General features: G+C 45.9%; 15 protein-coding genes. 8 read left to right on the top strand and 7 right to left on the bottom strand.

Annotation, left to right across the window (positions count from 1 at the left end):
* Positions 1-118: 118 nt before the first annotated feature.
* The 4 genes from UF05_RS18835 to UF05_RS18820 form a co-directional block, all read right to left on the bottom strand.
* Complete coding sequence (locus UF05_RS18835; RefSeq protein ID WP_045546286.1) at positions 119-2,950, bottom strand: GH92 family glycosyl hydrolase; 2,832 nt, start codon at positions 2,948-2,950, stop codon at positions 119-121.
* Between the two features lie 121 nt (positions 2,951-3,071).
* On the bottom strand, positions 3,072-4,472 hold the full coding sequence (locus UF05_RS18830; RefSeq protein ID WP_031817496.1) for a fructose-specific PTS transporter subunit EIIC: 1,401 nt from the start codon (positions 4,470-4,472) through the stop codon (positions 3,072-3,074).
* 11 nt (positions 4,473-4,483) lie between these two features.
* Positions 4,484-4,924 carry a PTS sugar transporter subunit IIA gene (locus UF05_RS18825; RefSeq protein ID WP_005436338.1) on the bottom strand — a complete coding sequence of 147 codons (441 nt, stop codon included), beginning with the start codon at positions 4,922-4,924 and terminating at the stop codon, positions 4,484-4,486.
* 354 nt (positions 4,925-5,278) lie between these two features.
* A complete protein-coding gene (locus tag UF05_RS18820) occupies positions 5,279-5,758 on the bottom strand; it encodes a peptide-methionine (S)-S-oxide reductase (RefSeq protein ID WP_045546285.1) in 480 nt (159 codons plus the stop codon).
* A gap of 181 nt (positions 5,759-5,939) precedes the next feature.
* Between UF05_RS18820 and UF05_RS18815 the strand changes: the two genes are divergently transcribed.
* Positions 5,940-6,329: a VOC family protein gene (locus UF05_RS18815; RefSeq protein ID WP_015312891.1), complete on the top strand. Its 390-nt coding sequence runs from the start codon at positions 5,940-5,942 to the stop codon at positions 6,327-6,329.
* Between the two features lie 91 nt (positions 6,330-6,420).
* On the top strand, positions 6,421-7,161 hold the full coding sequence (locus UF05_RS18810) for a DeoR/GlpR family DNA-binding transcription regulator (protein WP_005463954.1): 741 nt from the start codon (positions 6,421-6,423) through the stop codon (positions 7,159-7,161).
* An 18-nt stretch (positions 7,162-7,179) separates the two neighbouring features.
* On the opposite strand, the gene UF05_RS18805 is transcribed toward UF05_RS18810, so the two are convergent.
* Positions 7,180-7,536 carry a VOC family protein gene (locus tag UF05_RS18805; RefSeq protein WP_025540837.1) on the bottom strand — a complete coding sequence of 119 codons (357 nt, stop codon included), beginning with the start codon at positions 7,534-7,536 and terminating at the stop codon, positions 7,180-7,182.
* 256 nt (positions 7,537-7,792) lie between these two features.
* On the opposite strand from UF05_RS18805, the gene UF05_RS18800 reads away from it, so the two are divergent.
* Together UF05_RS18800 and UF05_RS18795 are read left to right on the top strand one after the other, a co-directional pair.
* The gene (locus UF05_RS18800; RefSeq protein WP_045546284.1) at positions 7,793-9,307 is read left to right on the top strand and encodes a catalase; all 1,515 of its coding nucleotides are present in this window, start codon (positions 7,793-7,795) and stop codon (positions 9,305-9,307) included.
* Between the two features lie 101 nt (positions 9,308-9,408).
* Complete coding sequence (locus tag UF05_RS18795; protein ID WP_025501619.1) at positions 9,409-9,876, top strand: ankyrin repeat domain-containing protein; 468 nt, start codon at positions 9,409-9,411, stop codon at positions 9,874-9,876.
* 118 nt (positions 9,877-9,994) lie between these two features.
* On the opposite strand, the gene UF05_RS18790 is transcribed toward UF05_RS18795, so the two are convergent.
* Both UF05_RS18790 and UF05_RS18785 read right to left on the bottom strand, forming a co-directional pair.
* Positions 9,995-10,648 carry a nicotinamidase gene (locus UF05_RS18790; protein WP_017447976.1) on the bottom strand — a complete coding sequence of 218 codons (654 nt, stop codon included), beginning with the start codon at positions 10,646-10,648 and terminating at the stop codon, positions 9,995-9,997.
* Positions 10,649-10,680: 32 nt separating this feature from the next.
* A complete protein-coding gene (locus UF05_RS18785; protein WP_005463941.1) occupies positions 10,681-11,406 on the bottom strand; it encodes an NUDIX domain-containing protein in 726 nt (241 codons plus the stop codon).
* A 299-nt stretch (positions 11,407-11,705) separates the two neighbouring features.
* On the opposite strand from UF05_RS18785, the gene pncB reads away from it, so the two are divergent.
* The 4 genes from pncB (at position 11,706) to UF05_RS18765 (ending at position 15,402) form a co-directional block, all read left to right on the top strand.
* A complete protein-coding gene (pncB, locus tag UF05_RS18780) occupies positions 11,706-13,016 on the top strand; it encodes a nicotinate phosphoribosyltransferase (protein WP_005479835.1) in 1,311 nt (436 codons plus the stop codon).
* Between the two features lie 305 nt (positions 13,017-13,321).
* The gene (locus UF05_RS18775) at positions 13,322-13,681 is read left to right on the top strand and encodes a hypothetical protein (RefSeq protein WP_005479882.1); all 360 of its coding nucleotides are present in this window, start codon (positions 13,322-13,324) and stop codon (positions 13,679-13,681) included.
* A gap of 252 nt (positions 13,682-13,933) precedes the next feature.
* Positions 13,934-14,452, top strand: a complete 519-nt coding sequence (locus UF05_RS18770) for a glycine zipper 2TM domain-containing protein (protein WP_052697651.1) — start codon at positions 13,934-13,936, stop codon at positions 14,450-14,452.
* A gap of 170 nt (positions 14,453-14,622) precedes the next feature.
* Positions 14,623-15,402: a methyltransferase domain-containing protein gene (locus UF05_RS18765; protein ID WP_015312897.1), complete on the top strand. Its 780-nt coding sequence runs from the start codon at positions 14,623-14,625 to the stop codon at positions 15,400-15,402.
* Positions 15,403-15,409 lie beyond the last annotated feature (7 nt).

Genomic DNA, 15,409 nt, shown 5'->3' with positions numbered 1-15,409 from the left:
AGTTTTCCGTTTTGTCGTTATTCGTATGTAAAAGTGTTTATAAGAGACTGCTTATAAAATTTGCTTGTAGGGATAGCCGGGAGATGCGCTCCCCCGGCTGAGTTGGTCACTATTGGGATTAACGAGAACCTGCTGGCATCTCGTCTTCATGCAAGAACTCACCGATGCCTTGTGCTGGTGGTAGGTCTTGCTCTAGAGATCCCCAACGTTGATTTGGTTTGTCGCCCATCACGAACTCCAACTCACCGCCGTACATGATTTCGTCATGAGTCAGGTAAGTACGGTTGAAGTCTTTACCGTTGTAGCGAGCCGATTGAATGAAGATGTTCTCGCGGCTAACGTTTTTTGCGGTAACCGTGAACTTCTGGTTGTTGCCGACATCAATAGACGCGCTTTCAAACAGCGGAGTACCGACTTCGTAGATGCCAGAAGAAGCGTTCACTGGGTAGAAGCCAAGTGCACGGAACACGAACCACGCAGAGAGCGTACCGAAGTCGTCGTTACCACAAATGCCGTCAGCGGTGTTCTTGTAGCAAATGTTGGTTGCTGCGGCGATGGCTGCCTGACCTTTCCAAGGTTGACCGACGTAGTTGTACAAGTACGGTACGTGGATATCTGGTTCGTTACCTTGCACGTGCTGACCAACGTTACCTGTGTTGAACACTGGGAATTGGTTGTCGCCTGCGTTGCGGTCTGGGTAGGTTGACCAGTACTCATCCAAGCGCGCTGCGAACAAGTCACCGCGTTCTGCTTCAGGGTTTTGTGTCTTGTCGAAGCGTGTCATCAGGTCAATCAAGCCATGAATGTCGTGCTGAACACTGAACGAGTATTGCCAGCCGTTCGATTCAGAGAATGCCCAGTTGAACATGTCTGGACGCCAGTCTTTACCCACCGCGCGACCGGTGATTGGGTCTACCCAACCAGCATCGATAAACTCACCATCGTAGTCACGAGCTTTGAACCAACCTTGGTATTGCTTACCACCAAAGTCAAATTGCGCTTGCCAGTTTTTAGAACGGTTAGCGAACTCGGTGTAGCGTGGGTCTTCTTCACCAAATACTTCTTTGATCGATTGCGCGATTGCCCAGTCGTTCATCGAGTACTCAAGTGAGTAAGATGCTGTCCAAGAGTCTTTAAATGGTGAGTGACCACCGTAAGAATCTGGTGGAGTGTCGTGCAATTGTGCTGGCACGTAACCTTGTTGCTCGTACTCTTTGATCCATGCTACGCCTTGACTAGTTGCGGCGCGTGCGTCAGTGATCATTGCTTCAACTAAGCGCTCTTTGACGTCTTTGCGTTCTGCTTCTGTGAAGCCAAGATCGATCATGCGTTTTTCTAGTGAACCTTTCGACAACACATCGTGAATCACAGGCGTTGAGTGCATGCCCATCATCATGCCGGTTTCGTTGCCTTTGAATGTCCACTCAGGTAGGCGACCTTTGCGCACGTTGCCTTTGTCATCCACCCATTCTTCTTCGGCGTAAGACAGCATAGACAGCACCACGTCTGCTAGGCGGTCTGGCTCAAGAATCGAAGACAGCGGTTGAACCGCGCGGTATGTATCCCACAACGAGAAAGTGTCGTAGCGCGTGAAGTCTGCTTTGCCATCTTTGTTAGCATCGGCTGTGCGGATCGATTCTTTCAGCGTATCGATCTTATCGCCCCAAGGGGTGTTGCCATCTGGGTAAGCGTTGCGACCTTGGTGAACTTGGCGGTAGCGACCATCTAAGTCAGAGTGAATGGTTTGACCGAGGTACGAGTGGTACATCGCGGTGTAGAACGTCTGTTTGTAATCTTCGTCGCCAGAGACTTGGATCTTGCCGAGTTCGTCTTCCCATTTCTTCGTTGCCGCTTCGCGTACTTGGTCGAAGTTCATGCCAGCAACTTCTGTCATGTTAAGAGAAGCACCTGATTTGCCATTCTCGCCAATCTCAACGTTTGATAGCGCCAATTTCGCTTCAACCGTTAAGCCGTCTTTGGATGTGTCGAACTCAACGTAAGCGCGTGCGTATTGATACTTGCCACGTGTTTCGTTACCGATTTCCGTAATGCCTTCTGGCACGTCCATGTAACGACCTTGCTCTTTATCGTAGTAAGCAAAGCGAACGTTTTTGATTGGTTGGTCGAATTCCATCACGAAGAATTCTTTTTGGCTTGGTGCCCAACCATCAGAGAAACGGTGACCTTCAAGGCGGTTATTGTCTTTGTCCCATTTCAAGTAAGAATCTGAGGTGTAGTCCCAGTTAATTTTAAAGCCAGTGTTCACGATGATTTCTGACTTCTCATCACGAGGGAAGGTGTAGCGGTGTACACCAACGCGATCAGACGCCGTTAACTCGGCTTTGATGTCGTAATCCAATAGATTGACTTTGTAGTAGCCTGCTGTCGCTTGCTCGTCACGATGTTGGAAGCGAGACGCTTCTAGGTTTAGCGTTGCCGAACCTTCATCAATCATGTAATCCGAACGTGAGTTGATTGGCATGACGAGAATATCGTTCAAGTCGCCAGCACCTGCTCCGGAAAGGTGGGTATGAGAGAAACCGGAAGTACGTGCGTCGTGGTAGTAGTAGCCTGAAATGTATTCCCAGCCGTTAGAACCGTTGTTTGGAGAAAGCTGCACCATGCCGTGTGGTGTGGTTGCACCAGGGTAGGTGTTGCCTAGGTTACCTGTGCCGATGAATGGGTTGACGTAGCGTGTTACGTCCATATCGGCGAAATCTACCGGAATGTGAACGCCCATGTCGATTTCAGGTGTTTCTGGGTTTGGCTTGTCATCACAGTCGCCATCGCCAACTGGAGGACATACTGGCTTGCCGCCGTCAGGAATATCCGGCAGTGCAGGGTTGGTGTCACCGCCTTCATAAATGTTAGTTGTGTCGTCGTTACAGCCAGTCAGACCGACTAGACCACTGAGAACTGCGCAAGCGAGTAGGGAAGGTTTGAATTTCATTTTTAAAGCCTTGTAAATTGTAGGGTTATATAATTAAAAAAATCAGGGGTATTACTAAAACTTAAAAACTTGAAATAGAGCCCTTTGGGGGAAAGGGCTCTTAGGGGGAGGAGCTTAAGGTTTAAGCTTTCACAAGAGTCGCTGCGTTACGCATCGCTTCTTTCGTTGAACACTCAACAACGTTTGCTTTTGCAAAGCGGTGAGCGTCTTTTACTTGGATATCGTGAGCTAGAATAACCAACTTCGCGTTTGCTACATCTAGGTCTGTGATGCGGTTCTGGATACCGTTTTGACCTTGAGTTTCAACTTTGATTTTTAGACCCGCTGCCGCACCTGCTTTCTCTAGTGCTTTTGCTGCCATGAATGTGTGTGCTACACCAGATGGGCAACATGTTACTGCTACGATGTCGTACTCGCCTTCGCCTGCTGCTGGAGCCGCTTGAGCTTGTGCAGGTGCTACTTCTGCGATTTCGTCTTCTGCTTCTTCTTCAGCAACTGGTTTCCAGAAGCCAACGATAACTGCTGTTGTTAGTGAGCCGAGTGCGATACCCACAACGTACATTGGGATGTTGCTTGATACAGGAGCCGTGATTAGACCGCCCCATGGTGCGTGTAGTAGTACGTCTGTTAGGAAGCCGAACACACAGCCAACGATACCACCAGCAACGATTGAAGGAAGAACGCGTACAGGGTCGTTTGCTGCGAATGGGATAGCACCTTCAGAGATACCGATAGAACCCATGATTGCTGCTGCTTTACCTGCTTCTTGCTCTTGCTTAGTGAACTTCTTCTTGAATAGGAATGTTGCTAGTGCCATACCTAGAGGAGGCGTACAGATAGCGATACCAACACCGCCCATTAGCCATGGTTGAGTATCAACTTGAGTTTGAGCGAATAGCGTTGCTACTTTGTTGATTGGACCGCCCATATCGAATGCAGTCATACCACCAAGAATCGTACCTAGAACCACTTTAGAAGCGCCAGCCATAGAAGCTAGGAATTCGTTCATAGAAGCCATGAAGATCTTGATTGGCTCACCGATACCCCATAGAACGATACCTGCAGAGATAAGCGTACCAACAAGTGGGTAGATGAAGTAAGCGCCCAACGCAGTCATGTTAGCAGAAAGAGGGATCTTCTTAAGTTGGAATACCACACCACCAGCGATGAAGCCCGCTACGATACAGCCAAGGAAGCCGCCGCCCATGTCAGCCATGATGCCAGAAGAGATCATCGCTGGCGCTAGTGCTGGTTTGTCTGCAATTGAGTAACCGATGAAGCCACCAAGAATAATTGGGAACAACACCAGACCTTTAATACCGATATTAGAAATATCAGCCAATAACCCGTCTGCAGGAACCGCACCTTTACCGGATGCCATTACCGCCAGAGCCAGTAGTACACCACCCGCAACGATAAATGGAAGCATGTGAGAAGTACCGAATAAAAGGTGACCTTTCATGGTACTGAGTATTTTTTTGAAATCGCTATTATTGGTAGCTTGAGCTGTGATTGTACTCATAATTTCACGCCTTATGAATTAATTAAAATATTTAGTATTTGGTTTTCGTCTTTTGCGTTATGAATATCTTCAATAAACTCTTCGCTAAATTTTCCGAATAATTCTTGAAGAACATAAATATGGTGGTCGGCACCGTTATCTGGTGAAGCAATCATGAAGAATACGGTCGGTTTGACTCCCTCTTCGTCGCCATACTCGATGCCTTCGCGCTTTACGCCAACAGCGATTGCAGGCTCTGTCACCGCTTTGCTTTTTGCGTGTGGGTAAGCGATGCCGTCCATTGAAGTCACGCTTAATGCTTCACGTGCTTCGATGTCGGTTAAAAAAGCCTCTTTGCTGCTGATTCGATTATTTTCGAATAGCATCTGTGCTAGCTCTTCAAAGACTTCTTTTTTATTATTTGCTTGAAGGTTGCCTTTAATTAAATTGACGTTTGTTAGTTCTGTAATCATTTTTTGACTCATTGGTACTGAAGTAATGAGGCAAATTTAATTAATGTTACGGTTTTCTGAAATAGTAAAAAAAATCCAATAACTATATTTTTGTATCACTGAGAGCTAAGTGTGATAGAAGTCATTAATATCAATGAGCTAGAAGGGAATTAGTATTGTGACTTATATTCCATTTATTTTGAAATTAATAATGAAGCTTAAAAATAAACGAGAAGGGAATCAAATATGGTTCAATTTTGCTATAAAAAAGAGGCTTTGTGCTACTCCCCTTGATACACATTGGCGAATGTAAGCTCCGAATTTGAAGCCAAGAGGAGGTTAGGAAGGGGTGTTACGTTGAATTTGGCTAATCCATTAAGACGGATTTTTGTACTTATGCAGCAAATCTAACGGGATATGGCAGTAGTCGTTTGGAAAGCGTGTGAGTCGGTCTTGGTGCTCATCATCACTTGGTACATAGTTTGTGAGTGGCAGCACTTCTACGGCGATCTTATCGGCATCTGGTCTTGCTGCGATAAACGCTTTAGCAATCGCTAGATGTTGTTCGTTTTGGCTATAGACACCAGTACGGTACTTCTCACCTACGTCTTCACCTTGCTTGTTTACACTGTGCGGGTCGATGATCTCAAACAGATACCCCATTAAAGTTTCAACCGAAACTTGTGTAGGGTCGAACTGGGTTTTAACGCATTCTGCGTAGCCATCGTATTCAGATTGAGTGTTATCCGTCTTGCCATTTGCGCGTCCAGCTTCGGTGCTGATTACGCCCGGAAGGTGGCGCATAAATTCTTGTACGCCCCAAAGGCAGCCGCCTGCGAAGTAAATCTCTTCCATCATGTTATCCTGTAAAACTTTGCGCCATTATGGACAACACCGTCATGCAAACACAACTCCTACCATAAAACAGGAACAAGGTTGCAGTGATTTGCTCTCTTTTTCATTCAAGTCGTCCTCGTTAGATTTGATACCAATGCCAGCAATTATTGAATCACAAATACTTACGAAGAGAGCCAATATGAAAATAGAACATGTCGCAATTTGGACAGAGCGTTTGGAAGAGCTGAAAGGCTTTTATGAGAAATATTTTAACGCCGTATCCAACGATAAATACCACAATCCGAAGAAGCACTTTTCGTCTTATTTTCTTTCGTTTGAAAGTGGTGCTCGATTGGAGTTGATGTCGATGGAAGGAGTGAGCGCCTGTGAAAACTCTCACGCGATGCAAGTAACAGGGTTGGCACACTTTGCCTTCGCATTAGGATCAGAGCAGGCCGTTGACCAAATAACCAAAACCTTGGTGGAAGATGGTTATCAAAGGATTGACGGGCCGAGATACACTGGCGATGGTTATTACGAAAGCTGCGTATTAGATCCAGATGGCAACCGTATTGAGCTTACCGTTTAACGCGACTTAGCTTATTGACCCTGTTCACAGGCTGCTTTCATATGAAAGTGTTCGGGCGTATACTGCAAGCTCATCAATAAGGAGTGAGCCTGTGAACCCAAGACAAAATGAAATTCTGCAATTAGTGAATGACCGTAAACGCGTTCAAGTCACGGAGCTTTCCGACATCATCGGCGTGTCGGGAGTGACCATCAGGCAGGATTTGAATTTTCTTGAGCAACAGGGCTACTTAAAGCGAGTTCACGGCGCTGCTACCGCACTGCAAAGTGATGATATAGATACCCGCTTAGAAGTGCGTTTTGATATTAAACAAACACTTGCTAACAAAGCCGCGGATTTGGTCGCACCGAATGAGACGGTGCTGATTGAAGGGGGCAGTGCAAATGCGCTATTGGCTCGTACGTTAGCCGAGCGCGGCGACGTGACCATCATTACGCCATCGGCCTATATTGCGCATCTTATCCGCAATACATCGGCCAATATCATCTTGTTGGGTGGCGTGTATCAGCACCAAGGCGAAAGCCTCGTTGGCCCGCTCACCAAACTCTGTATTGAGAATATTCATTTCAGCACGGCTTTCTTAGGTATTGACGGCTTCCATCAAGATACTGGCTTTACTAGCCGAGATATGATGCGTGCCGACATTGCAGAGGCCATTCTGGCAAAGAAAAGACGCAATATCGTACTGACGGATTCCAGCAAGTTTGGTCAGATTTATCCTTCGTCGATTGGCAAGACAAACGAAATCTCAGTGTTGTTAACTGACAAAGCCGCTCCGAAAAGCGACCTCGAACAGTTGAAAAAACTCGGCGTTGAAGTGGTGTTGGGTTAACAACACAATACCGCTGATTCAGTGACTTTCTGACCACACTGCAAACTCGTTTCCGCTTGGCTCTGTGAAGTGGAAACGACACCCGCCCGGAAACTCGAAAATAGGGCGGATGATTTGCCCGCCAAACTTCGCTACTTTTTCTAACGTGGCATGAATATCAGAGCTATAGAACACCAATAGTGCTGCGCCGTTGGCGGTTTGACTGACTTGTTCTGCCGAATAAAATCCGCCATCCAAACCTTGGCCAGAAAAGGCCGCGTAGTCAGGGCCGTAATCGACAAATTGCCAACCAAAAACGTGCTCAAAAAACGCCTTAGTGGCACCGATATTGGGCGTACCAAATTCAACGTAGTTCAATTTTTCATGTTGATGCATGCGATATCCTTTCTGCTTGGTGATGTTTATTCAGTGTAATCACTCTCGCCGCGAGATTCTCATGCTTTTGGTTTGTTTTTTAATCTAAATAGATGAAAAACGAAAACTTTCATCGTTTATCCCTATCAAACCTATCGCCAATTCCCATTAAACAAATGGAATCTTTGAAGATATATTCTTCGTGGGCAGAAAAGAGCTTTTGAATATCCATTTACCACTAGTGGACTAAATGGTTAGCACGCATTGGAGAGCAACCATGCAGATGTCAAAAAGCTTTTTATTAATTACAGTTGGCTTAGCCAGCACATCTCTACAGGCGCAAACCCTGACAAGAGATAACGGTGCACCCGTCGGTGACAACCAAAATTCAATAACAGCAGGTGAAAACGGCAGCGTATTGCTGCAAGACGTTCACCTGATCCAAAAATTGCAACGTTTTGCCAGAGAACGTATTCCTGAGCGAGTTGTACACGCTCGTGGCACGGGTGCGCACGGTGAATTTGTTGCGTCTGGCGATTTTAGTGATTTAACGGTATCCGCTCCTTTCACTGAAAAGGGAAAGGTGACTCCTGTTTTCGTTCGTTTTTCGACCGTTATTCACTCAAAAGGATCGCCAGAGACGCTGCGTGATCCACGAGGTTTTGCAACTAAATTTTATACTGAACAGGGTAACTGGGATCTGGTAGGGAATAACCTGCCTGTGTTCTTCATCCGTGATTCGATCAAGTTTCCGGATATGGTGCACTCTCTAAAACCATCTCCTGTTACCAACGTTCAGGATCCAAACCGATTCTTTGACTTTTTTAGCCATGAACCAAGTGCGACTCACATGCTGACTTGGGTGTACAGCAATCTTGGCACGCCAGCGAGCTATCGCACAATGGATGGCTTTGGCGTTCACGCTTACAAGTGGATCAACCAACAAGGTGATGTGAACTATGTGAAGTTCCAATGGAAGAGCCAACAAGGCATTAAGAGTCTTCGTCCTAATGAAGTGACGGAAATGCAGGGTAAAGACTTCAATCACCTTACGAATGATTTGTATGCCGAAATTGGTCGCGGAAACTACCCTAAGTGGGATCTGTACGTGAAGGTGTTGTCGCCAGAAGCGTTAAGCAAGTTAGATTACAACGGCCTTGATGCAACCAAAGTGTGGTTGAATGTACCGGATCGCAAAGTGGGCACCATGACGCTTAATCGTCTGCCGGAAAACTTCTTTTTAGACACCGAACAGTCGGCATTCGCACCTTCAAACCTGATCCCAGGTATTGAGCCATCGGAAGACCGTTTGTTGCAAGGCCGTTTGTTTGCGTACGCTGACACTCAGCTTTACCGCTTAGGCGCGAACTTGTTCCAGCTGCCAGTGAACCGTCCGTTAACGTCTGTTAATAACCACAATCAAAATGGTTTGAGCAATAACGCGCAGCTGAGCAATGGGGACGTAAATTATGAACCAAGCCGCAAGCTTAACTTGGCTGAAGACAATCAGTTTAAAGCGGTAGAAACCAAGCTCGTAGGTACGGTTCAGCAAAAAGCGATCAGTAAACCACGAGATTTCTACCAAGCTGGCGTGTTGTACCGCAGCATGAATGAACAAGACAGAAGCGATCTGATTGCTAACCTAGCGGGCGACCTGAATAAGGTAATGGATAAAGACATCAAAGCGACGATGGTGAGCTATTTCTATCGTGCAGACAAAGAATACGGTTCGCGTCTTGCTGAAGCGACCGATACCAATCTCTCGCAAGTGAAAAACAAAGCGATGATGTAAGGCGTAAAGTTTTGGCCTGCGGGAGAAGTATCTGCTCTTTTCTGCCCGAAAATCAGGGCTCTCGTAGGCCATTTTCTGTCATTTTTAATGAGGATGGGTGAATGAAAAACGTATTCTTGCTCAGCTCTGTACTATTTTCTTTGGGTTTATCTTTTAGCTTGTTTGCCTCTCAAGACAAACTCGAAACTCAATATCAATCCTTAGTAGAGCTCTTTTTTGATGCTGCGCGCATTGGTAACAATGAAGTGGTTGAAACCTTTGTATCGCAAGGTTTCCCGATTGATCAGCGCAACAACGAAAGTTACACCGCGCTAATGGTGGCGGCATATCAGGGTAATAAAGACACGGTACGGTTACTGCTCGACTCTGGAGCGAATGCCTGTTTACAAGACAAGCGTGGTAACACAGCCCTGATGGGGGCGCTGATTAAGCGCGAAATTAGTATAGCGAAAAACTTGTATCAAGCGGAATGTTCACCCGATTTGCGCAACAAAGCCGGACTCGACTTGAAGACGTTTGCAGAGATTTATGGCCAGTCGGAAGTGTTGAAATCTCTTCAGAATAAATAGAGCAAAAACAGATCAAGAAAAACCAAGCAAGCAAATGATGAGTAAGACGCGATCCCAAAATAAGCAAATAAAAACGGCCCAGAAATCAGGGCCGTTTTTACACAAGGAAACCGGTTAATTACGCGAAGCGCTCAACAATAATGTCATCGGCATTTGCAACAAACAGTGCGCCTTTTTCTTTCATCTCTGCGATCACGCTGTCGACCGTATCTGGCAGAACGGCGCGAGTTGCAGCTAGATTCACAATCACCTTAAAGCCGAGATCTAACGCTTGCATAACGGATTTCTTGACGCAGAAATCGAGCGCTAATCCACCAACTACGACGGTATCTATTTTATTGCATTTCAGAAACTCATTTGCGCCCGTAGTTTTGGTGTCAGCCACGTCATGGAAGAAGATACCGTAAGGATGCGCGTCCGGATCCATCCCTTTATTGACTTGGAAATCGTAGTCAAGCACTGGAGGTAACCCATCCAGAAGCTCTACGCCTGTTGTGCCAAGCACACAGTGGCGATTCCATTTTACGTCGACATTTGGCAAGCCAACGGGCTCTAGCATGTTCGCGGGCGTTTCTGCATCCCAAGCGGCTTTGGGTGGGTGCAAGTCACGGCTTACTAGCTTCAAGCGACCTTTCGCATGGTTTTTTAGTAGCTCCGGCACGATGTCCAATGCGCCTGCTACAGGTAATTCATCTGGACAAAGCTCACTAAAGCCTTTCTCTGGATCAACGTCGATCACGGCTGTAGTTTGATAGTTAACTCGAACAGTCATGGCAGACTCCTTGTCTGTCTGATTGCTTGCGTTTAGCCACGCAAACAGTTTTGAAAAAAGGTCACTTCATCGCTTGTCAGCGTGTACACCATGGCTGGCTTACCGCCTTTGCCTTTGTTAGTGGACGCGACTTTGTTGGTCGGCTTCAACACACCTGAGTCGATCAAACGGCGCTTTATGGTCATGCGGCTGATGTCGATGCCAAATTCTTGATATGCAGAAATGATGTCAGCGACCAAAAATTCTTTATCGAGTGCGAACAGCAGCACTGATGTGTACTCAATCGAAGCACGCAGTTTCTGCCATGCTTTTTCGATGGTTTTCTGGTGATCAAACGCTAGGGTTTCTTCCCCATTGAGGATCGCCTGCAATGGGAACCATTTGAGCTGACACTCGGGCACGCCAGCATTGTTGATTTGCTCGACGTTATTGCGGTCAACCAATGCGTAGTGGGTGATGTTTAAGCTCCAATCTTCCGGATCGCGCTTAGGATCACCGTCGATAAACGCTTCGCTGAAGTGACGAGGATAGGTATGAATCTTCTCGCGGCAAATGCGTCGGCGCGCCGCTTCAAAGTTTTCATCTGCCGGACGTCCGCCTTCGCTGGTCAAGTCTTTATCAAAGACAAACCCGCCCGGTAATGCCCAGACACCATGGTAAGGCCGATTCGGATTTGAACGTTTAATCAGCAACACTTCCAATCCTTTATCGGCACAGCCAGATAGCCTGAATGGAATAATGTCGACAGTTACGATCATGGTTGGGTCCTAATATTGATTTGTAAGTAATCTAGCGCATAACAAGTGGTCAATCAATGGGTAAGTAACGAGTTGTTAGAAACATTGTCGACGCTGTTAACGAAATCGATTGAGCATAACAATGCCTATAAATCTGACTTATTCACAATCAGCGCTGAATTTTTAAACGGAAAAACCATATAAAAAAGAGTGGTTAGTAACAAAAGTTGACAAACTAAAGATGGGTGTTTATTGTTTACGCAAATTAGTTAGTAACAAAAAGTTATATACCCACGGAAGGGCATGTAGAAGGGCTCCGAATGACGACCACACTATTTTCTTCTCGCATCATTCAAAGTGCATTGGACTTTGATGTGTACAAAGTAAACATGATGAGTGCTGTTGCCGCGCTTTATCCTGATGCGATGGTGTCATACAAATTCATCGTGCGTAGCGAAGAAGATCTGTCGGAATTGCTGCCAGAGGTAAAGGCAGAAGTTCTTAAACTTCAAGATGTTCGCTTTACTGAAGATGAAATTGCGTACATGAAGCGCGTTGCGCCGTACCTAAAGCCCGAGTTTGTCGAAGCGTTACGTCACTTCCGTTTTAACCCGCAAAGCGATGTCTCTTTCCATAACAAAACCATGTCGGATGGCTCAAGCCAGTTACGCATTACAATCAATGGCTTGTGGAAGGAAACCATTCTGTACGAAACCATCATCATGAGCATTGTGTCGGAAGTTCGCAGCCGTCAACGTTGGTCAGATATCCCGTTCGAGCAGTTCCAAACCGTATTGGAAGACAAAGTTCGCTATTTGAAAGCCGAACTAGAACGTCGCAACATTACTAACTTCAAATTCGCAGATATGTCGACGCGTCGCCGTTTCTCTTTTCAAGCGCAGCGCACCATGCTGGAGTACTTAAGCAAGGAATTGCCACAATGCTTGACGGGAACCAGTAACTACCATTTGGCGAGAGAGTTAGATCTTACCCCAATTGGCACGGTTGCTCACGAGTGGTTTATGGGCCATCAAGCGTTAGTAAACGTACGTGATTCGCAGAAAATTGCCCTGCAACGTTGGCAAAAAATGTTCAATGGCGCACTGGGTATCGCACTGACGGATACCATCGGCATCGACGCATTTCTCAAAGACTTCGATGAAGAGTTGAGTCATGCGTACGTTGGCGTTCGTCACGACAGCGGTTGCCCATTCACTTGGGGCGAAAAGATGATTGCGCACTATGAGTCGCTTGGCATCGACCCGATGACGAAGACATTAGTCTTTACGGATGGTTTGAACTTCGAGCAAGCGCTAGACATTTGTGAGCATTTCCAAGGTCGTGTACAAGTGAGCTTCGGTATCGGTACGTCGCTGGCAAACGACATGGGTAATTACGTTAACGATCAAGGCGAGGCGTATCAGCCGCTTTCCATCGTGATTAAAATGGTGACCTGTAATGGCTCTCCAGTCGCTAAGATCAGTGATGAGCCAGAAAAGGCAATGTGTGAAGACATTTTCTTTTTGATGAATCTTAAACGTCGTTTTGAACAACCGCTTGATTTAAATGAATGCCGTAAGCTCATTGATCGCCTCGAAAGCGAAGGGCAGAACTACCTTATTGATGCGTAAACACCACGCTTTTTAGCTCCTTTCTTGATAATCACCCTCTATTGTTTCGATAAATTTATATCGGTAAACGAAGAGGGTGATTTCGTTATAGTAAGTCTTATATCAATCTTTGCTCCCTTGCGTTTTTTGCGTCGCTAGAGACTATGATTGATAGATACTCCCAACGTTGCGGCATTGTGGAAAGTGTTCTTTCGCAGAGCACTCACTTAGCCTGATCACATAGTTTATCTATGCGTTTATCTATGCGTTTATCTGCTTTTTCATGACTTTGGGCTTCACGTAATAGCTTGAATCAGGAGTCAAAAATGAATTTAGTTGTACATTTGCAAAAGAAAGCGATAAGAAAACACGGCTATGAGATGGCAACACGCCAAGCCTGGAAATGCGGTATTAAAGCGAACCTCGTGCGACGTGTCATTGGCTTGTTTAAAGGCCAAATCGTCTGTGTGGTAGAAGGGTGCCGCGCCGAGTTATCTTCAGTTGTTAACAATCAACTGCATGATGAAGAGAAGCAAGGCCGCTACGTATTTGTCGGCGGTGTGTGCTGGGAACCAAACAACATCATCGCCCCTGGTTTTCCGGATTTTATGTTCATGCATGTTCGCAATTTGAGTCATCGTCATAAGTACCTCACAGACGACGAGCTGTTTTTGAGTTTGGCGTAACTCAAATGTCTTTAGTGATGGTTTTGCCCAAGTGCAAACCATCACCTCCCACAGTGAATAGCGCAAAACAATAAACCTCAGTGATGTGAATTGACCTCAATTAACCTCTTGCTGAGATTGTTCTGACGCTCTCTTTATAAAACACCGTTTTTTTACTCCGTAATGACAGAGGCTTTGTTTTCGCCTGATGTGAATTTCTCTTCGCGATTTACTATACCGTTCATCAAAGCAAACCATACTGGGATGTAAATCATGAATATGAAATCTATCGCAATTGCAACGGCAGTTGTTGCTGTACTAGCTGGCTGTAAAGACAAAACGCCACCAGCGCCAACTCAAGCAAACATTACTTTGGTTGAAGCGGTCACTGAAACTGTGAAAAATCCTCACCAAGTATGTAAAGACGTGGTAGTGACTCAGCAAGTTGAGCCAACAGATGACAACAAAATCATCGGTACGGTAGGCGGCGCGGCAGCTGGTGCGGCACTAGGCAACCAAATTGGTGGTGGCTCTGGTAAAGTCATCGCAACCGCAGCAGGCACGATCGCAGGCGCATTGACGGGTCGTAAGATTCAAGAAAATGTGCAGAAGGGCGATGTAATTACGACCACGAAGAAGCAGTGTCACACCGAATACACGACTTCTGAGAAGGCGATAGGTTACGACGTAACGTATGAAGTGGCTGGTGCACCAACCACAGTTCGTATGGCAAGCAAACCTGCGACGAAAACTTTCCCAATCCAAGATGGCAAAGTGGTTCTGCCACAATAATCTACGCTTGAATTGAGTGATAAAGACAAGCCCTTTGGTCTGATAGACGAAAGGGCTTTTTTGCATTCATCGTATTTTCATTTTTTTGCTCGCAAGAATGTGTAGCTAGAACCCGCTTAAATTTCTCTGCTCGATACAATAGAACCTTTGAAAATACACACGGAATCAGCATGGAAGATTTTTACCTAAACAGTCGAGGTTTGGCGGGTTATTTTGAGGCACAATGGTTCGATAAATTTGTGGAAGATAAGCAGGTTGATGCGATCACCAGTGAGTCGAAACTTGTTCCACTTTCTTTTGCTAAATCATCCCATTGTTCGCAAGTGGCGGATTTTATTACTCAAGCGGTATCGAAGAATGGAAAACCGCCTCATGCTTTGCTTGAGGTTGGCGCTGCGTTAGGTAGAAACTATTATGAGTTAGTTCAGCGATTAGATAGCCTAAAACAAGCAACGCTTGTTGAGCCGTCAGGTATGTTGTTGAATGGATTGAAACAGTTGTTGGTGGAAGAACAACAGGTCGAGCTGACTTATATTCATGGGCTCAACACGTTCAAAACTGTTGAGGTAGATAATCGAGAGTTAGTGCAAAATTGCGCACACGTCGATTTAGAGTTGATTAATCAACCGTTAGAGAAAGACACCGTCTCTAAGTTTTACGACTTGGTGGTGTGTTTAAACGTGCTGGATCAGTGTGAATCGCCATTAAGAGTTATTAACGCGTTGAAACAAGCGACGCAAATCGGTGGCGTACTTGTTGTTTCCTGCACATATCAATGGAATGCTAAGCATATTAAGGATCGGGCAGAAGCAGTCGATGACATCAAAGCGTATTTTGGTGAAGACTGGCGTTTTGTTTCTGAAGCCGAGCACGAATATAGAATGCGATTCAATGAACGTTATGCCATGCAGTTTTTATCTCACGTGGTTGCCTACGTAAGAACAACCTAGCGGCTTA

Origin of the sequence: Vibrio sp. S457-15, assembly GCF_000960545.1 — a bacterium.
GTDB lineage: Bacteria > Pseudomonadota > Gammaproteobacteria > Enterobacterales > Vibrionaceae > Vibrio > Vibrio parahaemolyticus.
This window is presented reverse-complemented; position numbering and strand designations above follow the sequence as displayed.